This is a genomic window from Geodermatophilus normandii (assembly GCF_003182485.1).
In the GTDB taxonomy this organism is placed as follows: domain Bacteria; phylum Actinomycetota; class Actinomycetes; order Mycobacteriales; family Geodermatophilaceae; genus Geodermatophilus; species Geodermatophilus normandii.
The window spans coordinates 3,145,279-3,167,482 of record NZ_QGTX01000001.1; the positions used below are offsets into that span (position 1 = coordinate 3,145,279).

18 protein-coding genes and 1 pseudogene are annotated in these 22,204 nt (G+C 78.2%); 8 read left to right on the forward strand and 11 right to left on the reverse strand.

Annotated elements, in window-relative coordinates; all coding sequences use genetic code 11:
- Positions 1 to 9 precede the first annotated feature (9 nt).
- Positions 10 to 597: a hypothetical protein gene (locus JD79_RS15325; protein WP_110006229.1), complete on the forward strand. Its 588-nt coding sequence runs from the start codon at positions 10 to 12 to the stop codon at positions 595 to 597.
- A 32-nt stretch (positions 598 to 629) separates the two neighbouring features.
- Here the strand turns inward: JD79_RS15325 and JD79_RS15330 are convergent, their stop codons facing one another.
- The 4 genes from JD79_RS15330 to JD79_RS15340 form a co-directional block, all read right to left on the reverse strand.
- On the reverse strand, positions 630 to 989 hold the full coding sequence (locus JD79_RS15330; RefSeq protein ID WP_110006230.1) for a hypothetical protein: 360 nt from the start codon (positions 987 to 989) through the stop codon (positions 630 to 632).
- Between the two features lie 305 nt (positions 990 to 1,294).
- A complete protein-coding gene (locus JD79_RS22735) occupies positions 1,295 to 1,447 on the reverse strand; it encodes a hypothetical protein (protein ID WP_170149227.1) in 153 nt (50 codons plus the stop codon).
- A complete protein-coding gene (locus tag JD79_RS15335) occupies positions 1,444 to 2,244 on the reverse strand; it encodes an MEDS domain-containing protein (protein ID WP_110006231.1) in 801 nt (266 codons plus the stop codon). Before JD79_RS15335 ends, JD79_RS22735 begins: the two co-directional genes overlap by 4 nt.
- On the reverse strand, positions 2,241 to 2,984 hold the full coding sequence (locus JD79_RS15340; RefSeq protein WP_110006232.1) for a GAF and ANTAR domain-containing protein: 744 nt from the start codon (positions 2,982 to 2,984) through the stop codon (positions 2,241 to 2,243). The genes JD79_RS15335 and JD79_RS15340 overlap by 4 nt, the downstream gene beginning before the upstream one ends.
- Positions 2,985 to 3,168: 184 nt before the next feature.
- Here JD79_RS15340 and JD79_RS15345 point away from each other — a divergent pair, with 184 nt between their 5' ends.
- The 3 genes from JD79_RS15345 (at position 3,169) to mscL (ending at position 5,465) form a co-directional block, all read left to right on the forward strand.
- Positions 3,169 to 4,812, forward strand: coding sequence for a sensor domain-containing protein (locus JD79_RS15345; RefSeq protein ID WP_146220461.1), 1,644 nt, complete (start codon positions 3,169 to 3,171; stop codon positions 4,810 to 4,812).
- A 14-nt stretch (positions 4,813 to 4,826) separates the two neighbouring features.
- The gene (locus JD79_RS24290; protein WP_281270318.1) at positions 4,827 to 4,949 is read left to right on the forward strand and encodes a GNAT family N-acetyltransferase; all 123 of its coding nucleotides are present in this window, start codon (positions 4,827 to 4,829) and stop codon (positions 4,947 to 4,949) included.
- Positions 4,950 to 5,054: 105 nt separating this feature from the next.
- Positions 5,055 to 5,465, forward strand: coding sequence for a large conductance mechanosensitive channel protein MscL (gene mscL / locus JD79_RS15350; protein WP_110006234.1), 411 nt, complete (start codon positions 5,055 to 5,057; stop codon positions 5,463 to 5,465).
- Positions 5,466 to 5,468: 3 nt separating this feature from the next.
- Here mscL and JD79_RS15355 read toward each other — a convergent pair whose 3' ends face one another.
- Positions 5,469 to 6,785 (reverse strand): carboxylesterase family protein, encoded by a 1,317-nt coding sequence (locus JD79_RS15355; RefSeq protein ID WP_110006235.1) that lies wholly within the window; start codon positions 6,783 to 6,785, stop codon positions 5,469 to 5,471.
- Positions 6,782 to 7,780 carry an alpha/beta hydrolase gene (locus JD79_RS15360; protein WP_110006236.1) on the reverse strand — a complete coding sequence of 333 codons (999 nt, stop codon included), beginning with the start codon at positions 7,778 to 7,780 and terminating at the stop codon, positions 6,782 to 6,784. The genes JD79_RS15355 and JD79_RS15360 overlap by 4 nt, the downstream gene beginning before the upstream one ends.
- An 87-nt stretch (positions 7,781 to 7,867) precedes the next feature.
- On the opposite strand from JD79_RS15360, the gene JD79_RS15365 reads away from it, so the two are divergent.
- Positions 7,868 to 8,707 (forward strand): alpha/beta hydrolase, encoded by an 840-nt coding sequence (locus JD79_RS15365; RefSeq protein WP_110006237.1) that lies wholly within the window; start codon positions 7,868 to 7,870, stop codon positions 8,705 to 8,707.
- A 111-nt stretch (positions 8,708 to 8,818) separates the two neighbouring features.
- Complete coding sequence (locus tag JD79_RS15370) at positions 8,819 to 9,661, forward strand: SMP-30/gluconolactonase/LRE family protein (protein ID WP_211307996.1); 843 nt, start codon at positions 8,819 to 8,821, stop codon at positions 9,659 to 9,661.
- Here the strand turns inward: JD79_RS15370 and JD79_RS15375 are convergent.
- Together JD79_RS15375 and JD79_RS15380 are read right to left on the reverse strand one after the other, a co-directional pair.
- Entirely contained in the window at positions 9,658 to 11,310 is a 1,653-nt protein-coding gene (locus JD79_RS15375) for a Na+/H+ antiporter (RefSeq protein WP_110006238.1), read from the reverse strand. The genes JD79_RS15370 and JD79_RS15375 overlap by 4 nt on opposite strands.
- Before the next feature lie 75 nt (positions 11,311 to 11,385).
- Positions 11,386 to 12,375: an LLM class flavin-dependent oxidoreductase gene (locus JD79_RS15380; protein ID WP_110006239.1), complete on the reverse strand. Its 990-nt coding sequence runs from the start codon at positions 12,373 to 12,375 to the stop codon at positions 11,386 to 11,388.
- Between the two features lie 121 nt (positions 12,376 to 12,496).
- On the opposite strand from JD79_RS15380, the gene JD79_RS23855 reads away from it, so the two are divergent.
- On the forward strand, positions 12,497 to 13,438 hold the full coding sequence (locus JD79_RS23855) for a hemerythrin domain-containing protein (protein ID WP_245900129.1): 942 nt from the start codon (positions 12,497 to 12,499) through the stop codon (positions 13,436 to 13,438).
- Between the two features lie 1,835 nt (positions 13,439 to 15,273).
- On the opposite strand, the pseudogene JD79_RS23860 reads toward JD79_RS23855, so the two are convergent.
- Positions 15,274 to 16,605, reverse strand: a pseudogene (locus JD79_RS23860) (AfsR/SARP family transcriptional regulator); the annotation flags it as partial.
- A 140-nt stretch (positions 16,606 to 16,745) separates the two neighbouring features.
- Between JD79_RS23860 and JD79_RS15410 the strand changes: the two are divergent.
- Positions 16,746 to 17,447, forward strand: a complete 702-nt coding sequence (locus tag JD79_RS15410) for a hemerythrin domain-containing protein (RefSeq protein WP_110006241.1) — start codon at positions 16,746 to 16,748, stop codon at positions 17,445 to 17,447.
- A 2-nt stretch (positions 17,448 to 17,449) separates the two neighbouring features.
- Here the strand turns inward: JD79_RS15410 and JD79_RS24295 are convergent, their stop codons facing one another.
- Together JD79_RS24295 and mftD are read right to left on the reverse strand one after the other, a co-directional pair.
- Positions 17,450 to 20,656, reverse strand: coding sequence for an ATP-binding protein (locus JD79_RS24295; RefSeq protein WP_110006242.1), 3,207 nt, complete (start codon positions 20,654 to 20,656; stop codon positions 17,450 to 17,452).
- 172 nt (positions 20,657 to 20,828) lie between these two features.
- Positions 20,829 to 22,079, reverse strand: coding sequence for a pre-mycofactocin synthase MftD (gene mftD / locus JD79_RS15420; protein ID WP_110006243.1), 1,251 nt, complete (start codon positions 22,077 to 22,079; stop codon positions 20,829 to 20,831).
- Between the last annotated feature and the right edge of the window lie 125 nt (positions 22,080 to 22,204).

The following is a 22,204-nucleotide window of genomic DNA, read 5'->3' on the forward strand; positions in this document are numbered from 1 at the left end:
CCGGGGACCATGACGACGACCACGGACAACCACTTCCTCGCTCAGGCGGTGCACGACCTCGGCACCGCACTGTGGTTCGGCGGGTCGGTGATGGGCATCGCCGGCGTGAACAAGTCCGGCGCCGACCTGACCTCCGGCCTCGACAAGGTCCGGGTGGCCAGCTCCGCCTGGAGCCGGTTCTCGCCGGCGCAGTGGGGCGGGATCGCCGCCACGCTGGGCACCGGGCTGCAGCTGACCTCGTCCAACAAGGGCCGGCTGGCCCTGCAGCAGGGCTACGGGCGGGTGGGCGCGGTCAAGGCGGCGCTGACCGTGGCCGGCGCGGGCGCCACCGCCTTCGCCGCCTACTCCGGGGCGAAGATCGGCAAGCTCGCCGAGCAGGCGGCGAGCAGCGGGGGAGGCCTCGACGTCAAGGACGCGACGCTGCCCTCGGCAGGCACCCCGCCGGAGATCAAGAAGTGGCAGGCCCGGCAGCGGTTCACCCAGGCCGCCGTCCCCGCGCTGGCCGGCGGTGTCATCGTGTGCAACGCCTGGCTGGTGCAGGCCTACCGCCCGGTGTCCACCGTCAAGGGCCTGCTCGGGAAGGTGCTGCCCCTCTGAGCGTGTCCGGCCGAGCGCAGCCCGGCCCCGGCTCAGCCCGGGGCCGGGCACCCGCCGTCGGCGACCAGCCGGACCCAGCCGTCCCCGGGGGCCTCGAGCCGCACCGCGGTGACGGCCGCCGCCGCGACCCCCAGCCGGTCGCCGCCGGCCACCCAGCCGCCCACCTGGACCTCCAGGCCGGTGCCGTCGGCGAGCAGCCGCACGGGCCGCGGACGCACGTGCCTGCCGGACCCCGCCAGGTCGGCGGCCAGCACCTCCGACAACAGCAGGAGCAGCTCGTCGACCACGGCCGGCGGCCAGCCCTCCGCCTCCCCGGCCGCCCGCACCCACGCCCGCGCCGGCTGCGGCCGCCGCGGGTCGGCCAGGCCCTCCCGGGCCGCTCCCTCGGTCATCGTGCGACCACCCCCCGTGTGCAACGAGGTGCCCGCCGGCGAGGTGCGTGACACGCCTGCACGGAGCTCAGGCGCGGTCGGGGTCCAGCGCCCGCACCAGGACGCGGCTACCCGTCCCCTCCGGCAGCACGGCCAGGCGGACCGCGGGGGAGCCTCCTCGGCCGGCCACAGCATCAGCAGCCGGCGGTCGGCGGGCTCCGTGTGCACCGGACGGCCTCGTGCAGCACGAGCACCAGCTCCTCGCGACTGGTCCAGCCCGGCCGCGGGCGGGCACGCGTGCCACCAGCGCCGAGGTGGCGGCCGGCCTACGCGTCGGCCAGCGCCTCCGGCGGCTCGGCCAGCGCCTCCGGCGTCTCGACCAGTGTCCGCTGCGGGGCGAGGGCGACCGCACCGGCCAGCCGCCCGCGCCCGGTGGGGAACGCGCACCGGTGCACCGGCGCGGCGTCCCCGGCGGTCACCGGACGGCACCCTCGGCGGAGTCGTCGGGCGGGGCGTCGACGAGGTCGACCGTGCGGTCGGGGTGCCGCTCGGCGAGCAGGCGCACCAGCCGGGCGGTCAGCCGGGAGGCGCCGACCAGCGTGAGCCCCGGCGGCCCGGCGGCGGCGGCCACCAGCGAGTCGGCGGCGCCGACGTCGAGGAAGCGCAGTTCGGTGACGTCCCAGGAGGCGGGACGGCCGCCGCCGGCCAGCGTCGCCTGCAGCACCGCCCGCAGCGCGTCGGCGTTGCCCGAGTCCAGCTCGCCGGCCAGGCACAGCAGCTCGCCGCGGCGGGTGAGCCGGAAGACGCCGTCGTCGTACACCGCAGCCACGTCGACCTCCGTGTCGTGGAGAGCGGTGAGCTCCTCGTGCTGCCCGGGTTCGAGCAGGGAGCGGAAGTAGGGGCAGAGCACGGTGAACGGGTACTCCGCGGCCAGCGGGGCGACGGCGGCCTCGAAGGCGTTGACGCCGGGGGTGGTGATCGCCCCGGAGAACCGGACCCCGGCCCAGCCCTCGGCCAGCGCGCCCTCGACCGCGTCGACCAGCCGGGCGGGATCCGGCGGCACGAGCCGCACCGCCGTCGTCGCCGAGGGCTCCCAACCCGGCTCGACGACACCCGTGCGGCGCAGCCGGGACCAGAGCCGCTGCTCCCGCCCGTCGAGGCCGGCCAGCAGGACGCACTCGCCGCGCCGCACGCCCTCGGCGACGAAGTCGCCGACGACCTGCGTGTGCGCCTCCTCGCTGTCGAGGACGGTGAAGGCGTGCCCGCCGCGGCTCATCGGGGCCCCTCCGGCGGCGCGTCGGGAGGAGGTGCCTCGCCGGTCTCGGTCACCAGCGCCGCGATGTCGCGCACCTTGCGGCGGGCGTCGTGCGAGGCGCGGACGAGGATGCCGAACGCGGCGTCGGCGGTGATCCGGTAACGCTCCATGAGGACTCCCTTGGCCTGGCCGATGACGTCGCGACTGGCGAGGGCGACGGTCAGGTGCTGTGTCCGCTGCAGCGTGCGCAGCGCCAGCGCGGCGTGCCCGGCCACCGGAACGAGGGCGTCCGGGTCCGGCCCCGCAGCCGGGCCGGTTCCGTACACCGACAGCGTGCCGACCACCTCCCGCCCGGTGTCCAGCGGCAGGCAGGTCACCCGCCGCACCCGCGCGGTGGCGGCGGGTCCCGCGAGGGCGGGCCAGCGCGGGTCCCGGCCGAGGTCGGCGCTGCCCGACGACGTGCCGGTGAGCGCGGCGGTCAGCGGCCCGGTGTCCAGGCGGACCTGGACGGCGTCGAGCCCGGCGGCCGGCCCGGCGCTGCCGGCCGGCGCGAGGGGCATCCGCCCGGGCCCGAGCAGGGTCACCGCCACGCTGCAGGACGAGGGGAGCACGGCGGCGAGGTCGCCGGCGACGGTGCGTGCCGCCGCGGCGGCGTCCCCGGCCGCGTGCCACCGCCGGGCGGCGTCGAGCAGCCACCCGCCGCCGGGGTCGGGGTCGGACCAGGCGGCGGGGACGGTCGGGATCGTGGCCGCAGACCGCACCGCGACACCTCCAGCCGGGCGGGGCCCGGGGTCGGCAGGCCCCGTCGTCCGGCGTCTCGAACAGCGGGCACCGTGCTGCCATCGTGCCACCCGATCGGGCGACGCGCCGAGGGTCGACCCCGGAGAGTGAGTCAGCGCACACCGCAGGCTCAAGGACCGGGTGTCCCGCGCCGATCCGCAGGAGGTGACCACCGCCCCGAGAACGCCGGCCGAGCGCGCGGACGTCCTGTCCTCGCTGCTGCGCCTGCCCCACGCCGTGCTGGCCGCGATCGCCACCGACGGCGTGCTGCTCCCCATGCCCCCTTCGGTCGGCATCCCGCCGGAGCGGGCCATGCCCCTGCCGGGCGACCGCGCGACCTTCCTCGAGGCCGTCGTCCCCGCCGACGCGATGACCGTCGTCACCGCATGGGAGCGCGCGCGCACCCACGGCGTCGGCCTGGCCACGGTGCACGGCCGCCGCGATCCGGAGGTGCCGCTGTCGCTGACCTTCGTCGACGTCCGCGAGGCCCACGGGGTGTTCATCGGAGCCCTCGAGGTCCTCGACGCCGCCGCCTCCGAGCGCGGGCCGGCGCCCCTGACCGGCCTGGAGGTGTCCCGGCGACCGCGTACGGCGACGGTGCGCAAGACCGCGCTGGCGGTGATCACCGAGATCGACGAGCGGACCACCCGGATGCTGGGCTGGACGGCCGGGGAGATGGTCGGGCAGCGCTCCTCGGCGTTCGTCCACCCCGACGACCAGGAGCGGGCGATCGCGAACTGGCTGGAGCTGCTCTCCCGGCAGGAGTCCCAGCGGGTCCGCCTGCGGCACCGCCGCTCCGACGGCTCGTGGGCGTGGCTGGAGCTGGAGAACCAGTACGTGCCGGCCGACGACCCGGCCGACGCCGTGGTCGTCACGCAGATGAGCGACGTGTCCGACGAGATGGCCGCGCACGAGGCGCTCCGGCAGCAGGAGAGCCTGCTGCGCCGGCTGACCGAGGCGCTGCCGCAGGGCATCCTGCAGCTCGCCGCCGACCGCGCGGTCGTGCACGCCAACTCCCGGCTGCCGGTGCTGCTGGGCCTGCCCGCCGTCCGCGGGTGGGCCGACCTCGCCGCCGTCGCCGACGAGGCCGGCCGCGGTGCGCTGGAGGCGGCGCTGTCACGGGCGCTCGGCGACGGCGAGGACACCGTGCTCGAGGTGGGGATCCGCACCCCCACCGGCGAGACGCGGGTGTGCGCGGTCAGCCTGGTGGCCCTCGGCGACCGCGAGGGCGCCCCTGGCGCGCTGGTCTGCGTCTCCGACGTCACCGACGGCGCCCGCATGCGCGAGGAGCTCACCGCCAGGGCGACCTACGACCCGCTCACCGGCTGCCACAACCGCGCCTCGACCATGGCCCTGCTGGAGGCCGCGCTCGCCGAGCCCGGCGGCCGCCCGACCACGGTGGTCTTCGTCGACCTCGACGAGTTCAAGCCGGTCAACGACACCCTCGGCCACCACGCCGGCGACGAGCTGCTGGTGACCACGGCGCAGCGGCTGGCCGGGGTGCTGCGCGAGGACGACGTCGTCGGCCGCCTCGGCGGCGACGAGTTCCTCGTGGTCAGCCGCGGCGTCGACGGCCCGGACGCCACCGCGCTCGGTGCCCGGATCCGGGCGGCGCTGTCGGTCCCGGCCGAGATCTCCGCGGGCGCGGTGCGGCTGCGGGCCAGCCTCGGCGTGGCGGTGAGCGAGCCCGGACTCGACGGCGCGGCGCTCACCAAACGGGCCGACCAGGCGATGTACGCGTCCAAGGAGGGCCGCCGCGGCGAGCCGGTGCTGTGGACGGCGGACCTCGGGGCGCCTGCCCTGGTCTGACCGGTGACCGTCCGGTGGCCGGCGTCGCCCTGCCCGACGAGGCCAGCCTCGGCCTGCACCGGGCCCTGGGGTCCGAGCCGGCCGGCGCCCACCGCCGGGTGGGCGTCGAGGACGGCGCGTGGCACGACGTCCCCTGACTGCAGCGCGACCTGGGTCCCGGTCCCCGGGGCACCCCCGCCGAGCCGCGCTGACGCCCGCGCGGCCCTACGCTTCCGGCCGTCGGATCGGACGGGGAGGGGCACGTGCGCGGACTGCTGACCAACTTCAGGAACTTCGCCTTCTCCGGCAGCCTGGTCGACCTCGCCGTCGGCCTGGCGATCGGGGCGGCCTTCGCCACGGTGGTCGAGTCGCTGGTCGGCGACGTCATCCTGCCGCTGGTGGCGGCGGTCTTCGGCCAGCCGGACTTCGACGCCCTCGTGCTGACGGTCAACGGCTCACAGATCCGCTACGGGTCGTTCCTCACCGCGTTCGTGTCCTTCCTGCTGCTCGCGGTGACGATCATGTTCCTCGTGCAGGCCATCCGCCGGGCCACCGGGCGGGAGACCGCCGGTGCCCAGGGGAACCGGGAGTGCGACCACTGCAAGAGCTTCATCCCGGTCGACGCGTCGGTGTGCATGTTCTGCACGCGCGACGTCGAGCCGGTCGTCCCGTGAGGGTCAGCCCCCGCTGACCTGCAGGAACGGCGCCGGAGCCGCCTCGCCGGTGCGGGCGAAGCCGGCCCACACCCGCCGGACGTCCCGGCCGCCGGCGACGACGTCGTCCCACGGGATGCCGGCCAGCAGCGGCGAGTCCTCCCAGGTGGACCGGTGGGGGAACAGCAGCGGCAGGTCGACGGCGTGCGCGCCGGTGAGGGCGCCGGTGCCGAAGGAGAGCACGTAGTGCCACGCCCGGCCGCCGGACACGCGGTGCCGGCGGGCGAACCGCTCGGCGTCGCGGGCGTAGATGCGGCGGGTCAGCGCCCGGACCAGCGGTTCCACGAGGACCCGGCCGACGACGGGGGCACGGGCCAGCCGCGCCGCCGGCGGCAGCAGCGCGACGAACAGCGCGACCTCGCGGCTGTTCGTGCCGACCAGCAGGTCGACCTCCGGCGCGGTGCGGGCCCAGGCGTCCGCGAGGGCGTCCTCGGCCGGCAGCGGCGGGAAGCCGTACTGCGTGCCGAACGGCATGGCCGCGTTCAGCCCGTACCGCCGCGCCCGCGCGGCGACCCGCGCCTGGGCGGCGACCACCGCGTCGACCGGCGCCGCCGGGTCCAGGGACCGGGCCTCCTCGGCCATCGCGGCGCTCATGCGCGCGCGCCCGCGGGACAGCCCGAGCGGGGCGCTGGACACGATCGCGCGGCGGAACAGCCCGCGGGCGCCGTCGGCCGCCAGGAGGTGCGCGATCGCGTCACCGCCGGCGGACTCCCCGAACAGCGTCACGCTGCCGGGGTCGCCGCCGAAGGCCGCGACGTTCTCCCGCACCCAGCGCAGGGCCTGCAGCAGGTCGAGCAGGCCGAGGTTGGCCGGCCGCCCGCCCCGGCCGCCGAGGAAGCCGAGCACGCCGAGCCGGTAGGTCACGGCGACGACGACCACGCGCTGCTCGCGCACCAGCGCGGCGGGGTCGTAGGCCGGCGCGTCGCCGGCGCCGCTGACGTACGAGCCGCCGTGCACCCACACCATCACGGGCAGCCGGTCCCCGGGAGCGGTCCCCTCGGGGACGGTCACCGACAGCCGCAGGCAGTCCTCGTCGGCGACGAGCTCGCCCATCGGGTCGGTGACCATCTCCTCGAGTTCCGGCGCCGGCGGCTGCGGGCAGGCGGGCGCCCACGAGGTCGCCGCCACGACGCCGCCGGCCGGGGGCTCGGGGACCGGCGGGGCGAACCGCTCCGCCCGCGCGTAGCGGATGCCGGTGGCCCGCACGACGCCGTCGGAGCGCCAGCCGGTGAACGTCCCCGCGGGCGCCGCGAAGCGGGGCTCGGTGGCCTGCTGCGTCACGCCGCGCGGCTCCGGACCGCGGCGCCGAGCGCGTCGACGAGGCGCTGCCGGAACGCCCGCATCGACGCCACCGTCGTCTGCAGCTCCAGTTCGGCGGCGTGGTACATGCCCGGCTCGACGTGCAGCTCGGCCGGGACGCCGGCCGCCTGCAGGCGCCGGGCGTAGGCGACGTCCTCGTCGTGGAACAGGTCGAGGTCACCGACGCCGATCCACGCCGGCGGCAGGCCGGACAGGTCCAGACGGCGGGCGGGGACGGCGTACGGACGCGGCTCGTCGGCACGCGGCGGGTGCCCGAGGTAGGCGGTCCAGGCCCAGCGGTTGGACCGCGGCGTCCACACCAGCCGGCCGCGGGCCGAGGTGCCGGGGCGCAGCACCGTGCGGTCGTCGAGCATCGGGTAGACCAGCAGCTGGAAGGCGACCGGCACGCCCTCGTCGGTGGCCCGCTGGGCCAGCGCGGCGGCCAGCCCGCCGCCCGCGCTCGCCCCGCCGACGGCGATCCGCGCCGGGTCGACGCCGAGGTCGCCGGCCCGGGCGTGCAGGTCGCGCAGCGCGGCGGCGAGGTCGTCGAGGGCAGCGGGGAACGGGTGCTCGGGCGCCAGCCGGTACCGGGCGCTGACGACGACGATCCCCAGGTCGCGCGCCACCCGGCTGGCCAGCTCGTGGTCACCCTCGGGCCGGCCGAGGACCGTGCCGCCGCCGTGGACCCACAGCAGCGCGCCGCCGGTGCGCTCGGCCGGCTCGTACACGAAGACGTCCTGCCCCCCGGGGACGTCGGACCGGGTGACGCGCACGCCGGCCACCGGCTCGGTGACCCGCGCGCCGAACAGCCGCCGGCCGAGCCGCAGCTCGAGCGGGGAGCCGATCGACAGCGGCAGCCACAGGTCGGGCTGCCGCAGCTCGGGCGCGACGGCCGCGACCGTGCGGGCGCGGCGGACGACGGCGGCGGCGAGGCCCGCGAGGACCGCCAGGGTGGCTGCGGAGCGGGGCGTGGTCACCGGACGGACCGTATCCCGGAGGGGGGCGGCCCCCGCGCGCGCGTGAGGACTACGGTCCGTCCGGCATCGGATCGAGCGGGAGGTCACGTGACGTCAGCGGTGCGGCACGGCCAGGGCACGCTGCCCTCGGGGCAGTACTGGCAGGGCTGGGCGGTGCCCGACCCGGTCGGCGTCGTCGTGCTCGTCCACGGCGTGCACGAGCACGGCGGCCGGTACGCGCACGTCGCCGAGCGGCTCGGCGCCGCCGGGTACGCCTCCTACGCCCCCGACCACCCCGGGCACGGCCGCTCGCCCGGCCGGCGCGGCAACATCGGCAGCCTGGCCGCCGCCGTCGACGGCGTCGCGCAGACCGCCCGCGCGGCCGCCGACCGGCACCCCGGCGTCCCGCTGTTCGTCTACGGCCACAGCCTCGGCGGGCTGGTCGCCCTGCAGTACCTCACCGGCGAGCCGCACGAGCGGGTGGCCGGCGGCGTCGTCTCCGCGCCGGCCCTGGACACCAGCACCGCCAACCCGGTGCAGCGGGTGGTCGCGCCGCTGCTGTCCCGCCTCGCCCCGGACCTCGGCGTGCTCACCCTCGACGCCGAGACGATCAGCCGCGACCCCGAGGTGGTCGCCGCCTACCGCACCGACCCGCTCAACCACACCGGGAAGATGGTCGCCCGCACCGGCACCGAGCTGATGGTCGGCGCCGCGGGCATGCCGGCCCGGCTGCGCGGGCTGCGCCTCCCGCTGCTGGTGCTGCACGGCGGTGACGACCGGCTCATGCCGCCCTCGGCCAGCGAGGTCGTCCGGCAGCACGCGGGGTCGGAGGACCTCACCGTCCGCATCTGGGACGGCCTGTTCCACGAGCCGCACAACGAGCCGGAGAAGGACCTCGTCCTCGACGACGTCGTCGCCTGGCTCGACGCGCACCGCCCGACCGGCTGAGACGGCACGGGTGCCCCGGGCGCTGCCCGGCGGACCGCGCCGCGCGACCGGCGGCCCGCACGGCCGGACGCGCTCCCGGCCCCGGGCCGCCGGGCTCCTACGCTGCCCGCCGTGGACGCGACGACGACGACGCTGGCCGCCGACCTCGGCTTCCCCGAGGGGCCGCGCTGGCACGAGGGCCGGCTGGTGTTCTCCGACTTCCACGACCGGCGGGTGCGCTCGCTGACCCCCGACGGCGAGCCGGCCACCGTGCTCGACCTCGACGACGCCCCGTCCGGGCTGGGCTGGACGCCCGAGGGGACGCTGCTGGTCGTCGCCATGACGCGGCGGGCGCTGCTGGAGGTGACCGACGCCGGGCCGGTGGTGCGCGCCGACCTCACCGGCCTGACCCGCTCGCGTGCCAACGACCTGGTGGTCGACGCCGCGGGGCGCGCCTACGTCAGCAGCTTCGGCTTCGACCTCGTCGGCGGCGCGCCCGTCGAGCCGACCGGGCTGGTGCGGGTGGACCCCGACGGCACCGCGTCCGTCGTCGCCGGGGACCTGCGGTTCCCCAACGGCATGGCGCTCACCGACGACGGCCGCACCCTCGTCGTCGCCGAGACGTACGGCGCCCGGCTCACCGCGTTCGACGTCGCCGGCGACGGCTCGCTGTCGGGCCGCCGGGTGTTCGCCGAGACGCCGGGGCTCGCGCCCGACGGCATCTGCCTCGACGCCGAGGGCTCGGTCTGGTTCGCCACGGCGCGCACGCCCGAGGTGCTGCGCGTGCGCGAGGGCGGCGAGGTCACCGGGCGGGTCGCCGTCGGGTCCGGGTCGCTGTCCTACGCCTGCACGCTGGGCGGGGAGGACGGGCGCACGCTGTTCGCCTGCACCGCGCCCACCTGGGCCGAGGGCGGCCCGCGGGCGGGCCGGATCGAGGTCGCGACGGTCGACGTCCCCCGCGCCGGCCGCCCCTAGGCCGGGCGCGCCGGGAGCAGGTGCTCCTGGTGGTCGAGCTCGCGCTCGAGGGTGCGCAGGCCCTCGTCGGGCAGCCGGCCGAGGTCGCGCCAGCGCAGCAGCTCGTCGCGCTCGGCGTCGATGACCGCGCGGCGCACCCGCAGCGCCGCCTCGTACTGCGGCGACATCGGCACCTCGCCCTCGGCGTCCTCGAGCACCTCCAGCCGCCGCCGGTAGCGGTCCAGCCGGGTGCTCAGCGCGGCGCGGATCGACTCGATGGCGGCGTCGTCGACGTGGTCGTGCCGCTCGGCCTGCAGCTCGTCGAGCCGGGTCAGGCCCGCCTCGACGGCGGCCATCCGCGCCTGGTTGCGCAGCCGGGCGGCGTCGGCGGCGTCGGCCCGCAGGCCCAGCCGGCGCACCAGCGGCGCGAAGGTGGCGCCCTGCCCGACCAGGGTGACCAGCACGGCGAGGAAGGCGCAGAACAGCAGCAGGTCCCGGTCGGGGAAGGGCTCGCCGCTGTCGGTGACCAGCGGGATGGTGAAGACGGCGGCCAGGCTGATGACCCCGCGGGTGCCGGCCCAGCTGAGCACGGTGATCTCCCGGCCGGACAGCTGCCGGGCGGGGGTGCTCGGGTCGTCGTCCTCGTCGGCGGCCGGGGCGCCGCTGAGCCGCACGTGCAGCGCCTGCGGCGCGTGCTCGGTGAGCCACAGCCACAGCGGCCGGACCAGCAGCACCGAGCCCACGGTGATCAGCGAGGCGACGACCACCGTCGACGGCGCGTAGGAGCCCAGGCCGCTGATGACGGCGGGCAGCTGCTGGCCGATGAGCAGGAACACCAGGCCCTCGAGCAGGAAGTCGACCAGCCGCCAGGACGCGTCGGTCTGCAGCCGGGTGGCGCCCGAGGTCCAGTAGGGCGCGTTGTGCGCGATGACCAGGCCGGCGACGACCACGGCCAGCACCCCGGAGACGTGCACCGACTCGGCCAGCAGGTAGGCCACGAACGGCGTCGCCAGGGAGATCGCGTTGGACGACAGCGGGTCGCTGCGCAGCCGGCGCAGCGGGCGGACGCCGTAGGCGACGGCCAGCCCGGCCGCCACGCCGCCGGCCGCGGCCGTCGCGAACGAGCCGAGCGCCGACCAGGTGGAGAACCCGTCGCCGCGCGCCGCGGTGACCGCGACGGTGAGCAGGGTCAGCGCGGTCGCGTCGTTGAGCAGGCCCTCGCCCTGGATGAGCGTGATCAGCCGCGGCGGCAGCCCGACCCGGCGGCCGATGGCGAGCGCGGCCACCGGGTCCGGCGGGGCGACGGCGGCGCCCAGCGCGATGCCCGCGGCGAGGGTGGCGCCGGGCACCCACAGCGCGAAGCCGGCCCCGATGACCAGCGCGGTGACCAGCACGAGCAGCACCGAGAGGCTGACGACGGTGCGGATGTTGGCGCGGATGGCGATGAGCGAGGAGTCCAGCGCCGCGCTGTAGAGGAGCGGCGGCAGCAGGACGCTGAGGACGATGTCGGGGTCGAGCGTGAGGTTCGGGCCGGGCAGCAGCCCGTAGACCAGCCCGGCCACGGTGAGCAGCGCCGCCGCGGGCAGGCCGGTGCGGCCCGCCAGCCAGCGGGCCGCCACGATCACCGCGACCGCGGCCAGGACGAGCAGGATGACGGTCTCGGCGTGCACCCGCGCATCCTCCCCGAGCGCGGCGGGCCCCTCACCCCGACGCCCCGGGTGGGCCTGCGTGGCGCCGTCGGCCGGTCAGGCGGCGACGGACTCCATCGCCTCGGCGGTCAGCGTGACCGAGCGCAGCCGGGCCTCGGTGGTGGGCGCCTGGTGGGCCACGATCAGCTCGTCGGCGTCGGCGAGGCGGGCGAAGTCGGTGAGCGCCTCGCGCACCTCGGCGGGCGTGCCGGCGGCGGTGTGGGTGAGCATCCCGTCGACGTGCCGGCCGGCGCCCGAGGACAGCAGCAGGTCCGCGGCGTCGTCGTCGAGGTCGCGGCCCTGGCCGAACAGCCCCACGGCCAGCCGGCGGCGGGTGGTCTCCAGCGCCTCGCGGGCCGCCTCGGTCGTGTCCGCGGCGATCGCGTTGACCCCGGCGATGACGTAGGGGGCGTCGAGCTGCTCGGAGGGGCGGAAGTCGCGCCGGTAGGCGGCCACCGCGGGCTCGAGCAGCTGCGGCGCGAAGTGCGAGGCGAAGGCGTAGGGCAGGCCCAGCGCCGCGGCGAGGCCGGCGCCGAACATCGACGAGCCCAGCACGTACAGCGGCACGTGCGCCCCGCGGCCGGGGACCGCCTGCACGCCGGGCACCCGGGAGTTGCCGGTGAGGTAGCCCTGCAGCTCCAGGACGTCCTGCGGGAAGCGCTCGGCCGAGGCGGGGTCGCGGCGCAGCGCGTACATCGTGTTCTGGTCCGAGCCGGGCGCACGGCCCAGGCCGAGGTCGATGCGGCCGGGGTACATCGCCTCCAGCGTGCCGAACTGCTCGGCGATCGTGAGGGGCGAGTGGTTGGGCAGCATGACGCCGCCGGCGCCGAGCCGGATCGTCGAGGTGTGCGCACCCACGTGGGCGATCAGCACGCTGGTGGCCGACGACGCGATCGCCGGCATGTTGTGGTGCTCGGCGTACCAGACCCGCGTGTAGCCGGCCTCCTCCGCGCTCCGCGCCAGGGCGACGCTGGCGGCGATGCTGCTGCCGTACGTCTCCCCCCGGGCGACGGGGGCGAGGTCGAGCACGGACAGCGGGATGCGCATGGGGGAGCTCCTGGAGGACGGGGGTGCGTACCTGCGGCAACACGCGGAGCGCCCTGGTCCTTCCGGCGCCGCGGTAGTGGGCCGCAAGTCACCGGCAACCGGTGCGGGGGAGGGTCGCACCGTGACCGCACCCCTGCCCTTCCCCGTCACGCCGCGCCGGCCCGGCGACCCGGAGGCCGACGTCGCCCGCCTGGCACTGGCGCACCGCGCGCTGCGCGACGGCTGCCGGCTGCTGGCCGACGTCGCGGAGGAGGCGGCCGCGGGCGCGGTCTGGTCGCCCGAGCGGCGACGGGCGGTGCTGGGCTTCGGCCGGGCCGTGCTGCGGGAGGTGCGGGCGCACACCGCGCGGGAGGACGCCGTCCTGTGGCCGGTGGTCGCCGCCTGCGCCGGCGCGCACGGCGTGGACCTGGAGCCGCTCACCGAGGACCACGCCGTCCTGCGCGGGCTGCTCGTCCGGGCCGGCACGGCGCTGGCGGGGTCCGCCGCCGATCCGGCCGCCGCCCCCGCGCTGGCCGCCGTCCTCCGGGAGCTCGCCGTCGTGTTCGACGAGCACGTCGAGGAGGAGGAGCGCGAGGTGTTCCCCGTGCTGCGCCGGTGCGTCTCGGTGCGCGACCTCGCCCGCTACGAGGCCGTCTGCGCGCGCGGGTCCGGGCTGCGGCAGGCGGCCTTCGCGCTGGCGTGGACGGCCGACGCCTGCCGCACGCCGGCCGAGCGGGCCGGGCTGCTGGCCGCGACGCCCCGCCGCTGCGGGTGCTCCTCCGTGCCGCCGGGCCGCGCTGGCGGCGCCGCCGCGACCTCGTCTCCGGCCGCCCCGGGAGTCGATGACGCCACGAAGGCCCCTCCCGGGGCCCTGAGCGCTCCGAAGGCCGCTCAGGCGAGGGCGGCGCGGGCGGCGGCGAGCCAGCCGGGGTGCCCGGTGCGCTCGGCGACGGCGACCGCGACCGCGCGGTGCGCCTCGGCCGCCTCCCGGTCGCCGCGCGCCGCGGCCAGGCGGGCGAGCAGCGTCGCCGTCGGGCCGAAGGCCATGAGGGCGGTCTCGGTCCCGCAGACGCCGTCCCGGTAGGGGAGCAGCTCGGCCTCGGCCTCGGCCATCCGCGCGGGATCGCCGAGGGCCAGCCCCACCTCGCCCCGCACGAACTCGAAGAACGGCGTGAACAGGTCGCGCACCGGCCGGGCGTGCGCCGGGCACCGCGACCGCGCCTCGTCCGCCCGCCCGGCCAGCACCAGGGTCAGCGCCCAGGTCTCGGTGGAGATCTCGGGCGAGATCGGGACCATGGCGGCGATCTCCTCGGGCGCGACCGGCTGCGCCTCCGGGCTCCCGAGCTGCAGGCCGAGCTGGGTGTGCAGCCGCAGCGCCCGCGTGATCTCGGGGTAGTAGCCGGCCTCCAGGAGGGCCTGCTCGGCGACGTCGTAGGCGGCCTCCGCCTCGGCCACCCGACCCGCGACGGCGGCGCGCATGCCGACGTAGCAGCGCGCGATGCCGTGCAGCAGCGGCAGCCCGTAGGCCGAGGACAGGCGCTCGGCCTCCGCGGCGTGCGTGTCGGCGGCGTCGAGGTCGAGCACCGCGCAGGTGTCCTGCAGGAGCATCAGCCGCGCCACCGCCTCGAACAGGCCGAAGCCCTCCCGCCGGGCGAGGTCGAGCAGCTCGGTGCCCAGCGCCGTCGCCTCGCTGCGGTCGGGCCCGCCCACCGCGTGGAACTGCCGGGCCGCCAGCGCGTGGGCCAGGGCGAGCGGGTCCCCGCCGAGCCGGCCCTCGCCCACCGCCTGCGCCGACGCCTCGACGGCCCGCGCCTCGTGCCGCTCCTCGAGCTCGGTGGCGAGCAGCGCGAGCAGCCGGGTCCGCTGCGGGTCCCCGGCCGGCAGGGCGGTGATCGCGGACTCGGTGCGCGCGACGAAGCGGTCGTCGACCGGGTCGACCCAGGTCTTCCAGAAGGTCGGCGCGTCCGAGGAGAGCAGGACCGCCGCGGTCAGCTCCGCGGGGACGTCGTCGGGCAGCACCGCCAGGGCGCGCGTGCGCAGCGCGCGGGCCTCGCCGACGGCCCCGGCCAGCACGGTGGCGTGCGCCTGCTCGGCCAGCAGCCGGGCGAGGCCGGCCGCGTCGCCGGGCCGGGCGGCCGCGGTGGCCTCGGCCGCCCGGCGCCACATGACCGCGGCGTCGGCGTGCGCGAACCGGCGCCCGGCCAGCTCGGCGGCGGCCTGGGCCCAGCGGGCGGCCGCGGCGGCCGAGCCGGGACCGGCGGCGGCGGTGTGGTGGGCCAGGGCGGTGACGTCGTCGGGACGCAGCCGCTCCAGGACGGCGGCCACCCGCCCGTGCAGCCGGGTCCGCCGCAGGGACGAGAGGTCCCCGTAGAGGATGTCGCGCACCAGCGCGTGCACGAAGCGCAGCCGCCCGGGCCCCGGCTCGACCAGCAGGCCGCTGACCAGCGCCGTCTCCAGCGCCTCGACCAGCGCGTCCTCGTCCTCCTCGGTGCCGCCGCCGGCCGGCGCCGCGGCGGCCAGCAGCACCTCGGCGTCGACGTCGCGGCCGACGACGGCGGCCAGCTTGAGCAGGGTGCCGGTGCGGGCGGGCAGGACGGCCAGGCGGTGGCGGACGACGTCGCGCACGGTGCCGGGCACGGCGTCGACGTCGGCACCGGAGTCGACCAGCCGCAGCAGCTCGCGGACGTAGAACGGGTTGCCGTCGGCGCGGGCGGCGATCGCGGCGCGGGTGCGGCCGTCGACCGGGGTGAGCGCCCAGTCCTCGACCAGCGCGTCGACGGCGGCGGGGTCCAGGCCGCGCAGCCGCAGGCCGACGGGGGAGCGGCGGGCGAGGGCGGCCAGGACGTCGGCCAGCCCGGCGCTCTCCTCCGGCCGGTGGCCGGCCACGAGCAGCACCCGGCAGCCGGCCAGGGCCGGCAGCAGGTCCAGCAGCAGGGCGGTGGTCTCGCGGTCGGCGCGGTGCAGGTCGTCGACGGTCACCAGCAGGGGCGTCCGGGCGGCGACGGCGGCCAGCCACCCGGCGACGGCGCGGTGCAGGCGGAAGCGGTTGCCCAGGGGGTCGCCACCGGTCTCGGGCGGGGCGTCGTCGGTGAGCAGCGCCGCGAGCGCGGCGGGGTCGGCCGGCGGGGTGGTGGCGGCGAGCGCGCGCAGGGCGGCCGCCCACGGCCAGCCGGGCGGGGCGCCGTCGGTCTCCGGGCACGACACCGCCAGCGTCGTCCAGCCGCGGGCGGCGTGCTCGGCACGCAGGTGGTCGAGCACCGTGGTCTTGCCGCTGCCGGCCTCGCCGGCGAGCAGCGCGACCTCCAGCGAGCCGGCGGCGGCGCGGTCGGCGGCGGCGCGCAGCGCGGCCAGCTCCGCCTCGCGGCCGACCGGCCGGGGCACCTCCGGCATGACGGGCGCGGCCGGCGTCGCGGGCACTGCCGGCTCCGGAGCGGGGCGGCCGACCGCCGGTGCCGGCCCGCGCGCCGGCAGCAGGGAGGGCGCCTGGGCGAGCACGGCCTCCTCCAGCGCGCGCAGCTCGGGGCCGGGGTCGACGCCGAGCTCGTCGGCCAGCCGCGCGCGGACCTCGCGCAGCGCGCCGAGGGCCTCGCCCTGGCGGCCGGCGCGGTAGAGACCGAGGGCGAGCAGCCGCCAGCCCTCCTCGCGCAGCGGGTGCTCGGCGACGTGCGCGCGCAGCTGGGGCAGCGGATCGCGGCCGCCGGGGGCGTCGAGGGCGACCGCGGCGCGCCGCTCGACCGCGGTCAGCCGCAGCTCGTCGAGGCGGGCGGCCTCGGGGGCGGCCCACGGTTCGTCGGCGTACTCGGCGTAGGCCGGCCCGCGCCAGAGGTCGATGGCGTCGGTGTACCGCTGCCGCGCCGCGGCCGGGTCGGTGGCCGCGAGCCGGTCGCCCTCGTCGAGCAGCCGCAGCGCCAGCAGGACGTCGACGGCGTCGTCGGCCGGGCGCAGCGCGTAGCCCGGGGGGACGGTGACCAGCAGCCGGGCCGGCGTGCGCGGGGCGCGGCCAGGCTCGAGCACGCGGCGCAGGTGGCTCACGTGCGCCTGCAGGGTCCCGAGCGCGTCGGCCGGGGAGGCACCCCGCCACAGGTCGGCCACCAGCAGCTCGGCGGGGACGACGTGGCCACCCGCGACCAGCAGGCGGGCGACGACCGAGCGCTGCCGACGGCCACCGAGGTCGAGCGCGACGCCGTCACGGACGGCGGTCACCTCGCCCAACACCCGGAACCCGACCGTTCCGGCACCCGCTGTATCCATGGCGGCGGAAGCATAGGTCGGCGGAGGCCCGCGCGCCGAGGGCGTGTGGCAGGTGCCACACGCAGCGGTCACGTCCGGGTCACGCGCCGTGCCATGCGGCTCGCAAGCCACCGCCAACCGCCCCGGTGCACGGTCCCGGCATGACCTCGACCACCCCCGCCCTGCCCTTCCCCGTCTCCCCGCGCCGCCCCGGTGACCCCGAGCCGGACCTGTTCGGCTTCTCCCTCGTGCACCGCGCGCTGCGCTCGGGCTGCCGCCTGCTGGCCGACGCGGTCACCGCCGTCGCCGCCGGTGACCCGTGCCCGCCGGAGCGGCAGCGCGCCGTCGTCCGGTTCGGCGAGGCGGTCCTGCACGAGGTGCACGTGCACCACTCCCGCGAGGACGACGTCCTGTGGCCGGTGATCGTGGCCTCGGCCGGCGACGCGGTGGACCTCCGCCCGCTGTCGGACGACCACACCGCGCTGCAGGGCGTCCTCGACCGCGCCGACAGCGCGCTGGCCCGTTTCGCCGAGGGCGGTCCCGCGCAGGCCGGGCCGCTGACCGCTGTCCTCACCGAGCTAGCCGACGAGCTCGACGAGCACATCGAGGAGGAGGAGCGGGAGGTGTTCCCGGTGATGCGGCGGTTCGTGTCGAAGGGCGACTTCACCCGGGTCGAGACGCGCTTCCGCAAGGGCACCAGCCCGCGGCACATGGTCTTCGTGCTGCCGTGGATCGTCGACTCGTGCCGCACGCCAGCCGAGACCGCCCGGCTGTTCGCCGGGGCCCCGGCGCCGCTGCGGTGGGTGCTGCGCGCCGTGCAGCCGGGCTGGATCCGCCGCCGCGACCTCGTGCGCGGCGCCTGAGCTCAGTCCAGGGCGCCGCGGGCGGCGGCCAGCCAGCCGGGGTTGCCGGTGCGCTCGGCGAGCGCGACGGCCACCCGCTGGTGGGCCGCCGCCGCGGCGGCGTCGCCCCGCGCGGCGGCCAGCCGGGCCAGCAGGGTCGCCGTCGGGCCGAGCGCCACCGACGCCGACTCCGCGGCGCACACGTCCGCCGCCCACGGCGCCAGCTCCGCCTCCGCCTCGGCCATGCGCTCGGCGTCACCGAGGGCCAGCCCGACGACGCCGCGGAAGTACTGGAACACCTGCGTGTAGGGGTCGCGGCCATAGCGCGGCCGGCCCGGGCCCAGCGCCCGGGCCTCCTCCACCCGCCCGTCCAGGACCAGGGTGAGCGCGATGCTCTCCCGCAGGTCGTCGGGTGCGGCCGACAGCACGCTCTCGACGTCGGCCCGCGTCACCGGCGGCGTCCCCGCGCCGGTGCCCGAGGCCTGCATGCACAGCAGCCCGACGACCCGCACCGACTCCGCGACGGCGGGGTACCAGCCGGCGGCCAGCAGCAGCTCGACGGCGTCGGCGTAGGCGCGGTCGGCCTCGGCGGCGCGGCCGTCGCAGGCCAGCCGCATGGCCCGGTACGCGCGCGCGATGCCGTGCAGCAGGCGCAGCCCGTGCCGCTCGGCCAGGGCCTCGGCGGAGGTGGCCTGCGCGTCGGCGGCGGGCAGGTCGAAGCGGGCGCAGGCGTCCTGCAGCAGCACCAGCCGGGCGACCGCCTCGAAGACGCCGAACCCGGACTCGCGGGCCAGCCCGAGCAGGTCGGTGCCCAGCGCGGCGCGCTCGTCGGGCGCGGAGTCGCGGTGGGTGTGCACCGCGCGGGCGGCCAGGGCGTGCGCACGGGCCAGCGGGTCGCCGGTCCGCCGCGCCGCCTCGACGGCCGCGCGGGACACCGGCGCCGCGCGGGCGTCGAAGCGCTCCTCGAGCTCGGTGGCGAGCAGCGCCAGCAGCCGGGGGCGCAGCGGGTCGTCGTCGCCGAGGCCGGCCAGGAGGGTCTCGGTGCGGGCGACGAAGCGGTCGTCGACCGGATCGACCCGCGGGTTCCAGAACGTCGGGACGTCCGAGGAGAGCAGCACCGCCGCGGTCAGCTCCGCCGGCGCGTCCTCGGGGAGCGCGGTCAGGGCGCGGGTGCGCAGCGCGCGGGCCTCGCCGCTGGCGCCGGCCAGCGCGGTGGCGTGCGCCTGGGCGGCCAGCAGCCGGGCCCGGCCCGCGCCGTCACCCGGCCGGGCGGTGGCGGCCGCCTCGGCCGCGCGGCCCCACATGACCGCGGCGTCGGCGTGCGCGAAGCGCCGCTCGGCCAGCTCGGCGGCGGCCTGCGCCCAGCGGGCGGCCGCGGTGGCCGCGCCGGGGCCGGCCGCGGCGGTGTGGTGGGCCAGCGCGGTCACGTCGTCGGGACGCAGCCGCTCGAGCACGGCGGCCACCCGCCCGTGCAGCCGCGTGCGCCGCAGCGAGGACAGGTCCTCGTAGACGGTGTCGCGCACCAGCGCGTGCACGAACCGCAGCCGCCCCGGACCGGGCTCCACGAGCAGGCCGGAGACCAGCGCCGCCTCCAGCGCCTCGACGGCGGCCTCCTCGTCGTCGGCCCCGTCCGGTGCGGCCGCGGCCAGCAGCACGTCCGCGTCGACGTCGCGGCCGACGACGGCGGCCAGCTTCAGCAGCGTGCCGGTGCGGGCGGGCAGGACGGCCAGCCGGTGGCGGACGACGTCGCGCACCGTCCCGGGCACCGCGGCCACCTCCGCGCCGGTGCCCACCAGCCGCACGAGCTCGCGGACGTGGAACGGGTTGCCGTCGGCCCGCTCGGCGATGGCGGCCCGGGTGCGGCCGTCGAGCGGCGTCACCGCCCAGCGCGCCACCAGCGCGTCGACGGACCGGCGGTCCAGGCCGCCCAGCCGCAGCGTCACCGGTGAGCGGCGGGCGAGCGCCGCCAGGACGTCGGCGAGGGAGGCGCTCTCCTCGGGGCGGTGCCCGGCGACGAGCAGCACGCGGGACCCGGCGAGGGCGGGCAGGGCGTCGAGCAGGAGCGCGGTGGTCTCGCGGTCGGCGCGGTGCAGGTCGTCGACGGTCACCAGGAGCGGCGCCGCCGCGGCCACGGCCGCCAGCCACCCCGCCACCGCCCGGTGCAGCCGGAACCGGTCACCGGCCGGGTCGCCCCCCGTCGGCGCCGGGACGTCGTCGGTGAGCAGCGCCGCGAGGGCGGCCGGGTCGGCGGGCGGGTGGCGATCGGCGAGCGCGCGCAGGCCGGCGGCCCAGGGCCAGCCGGGCGGGGCGCCGTCGGTCTCCGGGCACGACACCGCCAGCGTCGTCCAGCCCCGGGAGCCCAGGTCCTCCCGGAGCGAGTCGAGCACCGTGGTCTTCCCGCTGCCGGCCTCGCCGGCGAGCAGCACCACCTCCACCGCGCCGGCGGCCGCGCGGCCGGCCGCCTCGTCGAGGGCGGTCAGCTCGGCGTCCCGCCCGACCGGCCGGGGGGCGGTGACCGGCGGGGGAGCGGGCTCGGGGCGCGGGACCACGGGGGCCGGCGCACGCGCCGGGAAGAGGTGCGGCGCCTGCGCCAGGACGTCGTCCTCCAGGGCGCGCAGCTCCGGGCCGGGGTCGACGCCGAGCTCGTCGGCCAGCCGGGCCCGCACCTCGCGCAGCGCGCCGAGGGCCTCGCCCTGGCGGCCGGCGCGGTAGAGGCCGAGGGCGAGCAGCCGCCAGCCCTCCTCGCGCAGCGGGTGCTCGGCGACGTGCGCGCGCAGCAGCGGGAGCGGGTCCCGCCCGCCGGGGGCGTCGAGGGCGACCGCCGCCCGCCGCTCGACCGCGGTCAGCCGCAGCTCGTCGAGGCGGGCGGCCTCGGGGGCGGCCCACGGCTCGTCGCGGTACTCCGCGTAGGCCGGCCCACGCCACAGGTCGATCGCGGCGCCGTACCGCTTGCGCGCCGCGGCCGGGTCGGTCGCGGCCAGCCGGTCACCCTCGTCCAGGAGACGCACCGCCTCGAGCACGTCCACGGCGTCCTCGGCCGGGCGCAGCGCGTAGCCCGGCGGCACCGTGACCAGCAGCCGGGCCGGCGTGCGCGGGGCGCGGCCCGGCTCCAGCACGCGGCGCAGGTGGCTGACGTGCGCCTGCAGCGCGCCCATCGCGTCGGCCGGCGCGGCGCCGCGCCACAGGTCGGCGACGAGCACCTCCGCGGGGACCATCAGCCCCCCGGCCACGAGCAGCCGGGCGACGACCGAGCGCTGCCGCCGCCCACCGAGGTCGAGCGGAGCCCCGTCGCGGTCGGCCCGACGTCCCCCAGGACACGGAACCGGGCGGTCTCGGCACTCATGACGGCGGCAGCCTACGTCCGCCGGCCCCGCCGGCCGGCCCCCGCGACCGGGCCCGTGCCTACGCGCTGCGGCTGCGGCGGTTGCGCGCGGGGACCGACCCGACGGACTCGACCGGCGCGTCGGGGCCCTCGACGCCCAGGCGCCGCTCGAAGCCCGGCGGGACGACGAGGTCGTCCCGGGAGAGGTCGGCGGCCGAGTCGCGGGCCAGGCCGGTCAGCGCCGAGCCGAGGCCGTCGCGGAGCAGGTCGAGGACGTTCTCCACCCCCGCCTGGCCGTTGGCGGCGAGACCCCAGAGGTAGGCGCGGCCGATCATGACCGCCTTCGCGCCCAGCGCCAGGGACTTGGCCACGTCGGAGCCGCGGCGGATGCCGCCGTCGAGCAGCACCTCGACGGAGTCGCCGACCGCCTCGGCGATCGCCGGCAGCGCGCGGATGGAGGCGGGGGTGCCGTCGAGGTTGTTGCCGCCGTGGTTGGAGACGGAGATGGCGGTGACGCCGGCGTCGACGGCGCGGCGGGCGTCGTCGACGCGCATGACGCCCTTGAGCATGAACGGCCGGTCCGCACCCCACAGGTCGCGCAGCCAGGCGACGTCCTCCCAGGTCGGCATGGGGGAGTTCATCCAGTCGCCGTAGGCGCCGAAGAACGTGGGCGCCGGGTCGCCGGGGGTGGCGACCATGTTGGGGACGGTGAGGTCGGGCAGCTTCCTCGTGCGGGCGAACTGCAGCAGCCAGCGGGGCCGGAGCGCGACCTGCGGCGCGTAGCGGCGGACCGCCTCGAAGTCGATCTTCTGCGGGATGAAGGGGGAGCCCCAGTCACGGCCGTAGGCGAAGGACCAGTCCAGCGTGGCGATCAGGCCGGCCGCGCCGGCGGCGCGGGCCCGCTCGACCTTGGCCGCCATCACGTCGCGGTCGCCGACCCAGTACAGCTGGAAGAAGGTCTTCGGGTTGGCGGCGATGACCTCCTCCATCGGCTTGCTGGCCATCGAGGACAGGCCCATCGCCACGCCGCGGGCGGCGGCGGCCCGGGCGACGGCGACCTCGCCGTCGGGGTGCACGGCCTGCACGCCGGTGGGGCTGATCAGCACCGGCATCGAGACGTCCTGGCCCATCACCGTGGTGGCCATCTCGCGCCTGTTCGACAGGCCCGCGGTGTGCGGGGCGAAGCCCAGCTCGTCGAAGGCCCGGATGTTGTCGTCGACGGTCAGGCCCTTGTCCGACCCGGCCACCAGGGCGCCGTAGACGCCCTTGGGCAGCCGGCGCTGCGCGCGCCGCTGGGCCTCGGCCACCGTCTCGAACCACGCGTTCGCCACGAGCGTCTCCGTTCATCCGTCCCGCCGGGCCGACCCCGGTGGCACTCAGTGCCACCCTAACGGCCGGGTGTGGTGCACACCACCGCCCGGGAACGAGGCAGCCCCGCGGCCGGGGGCCACGGGGC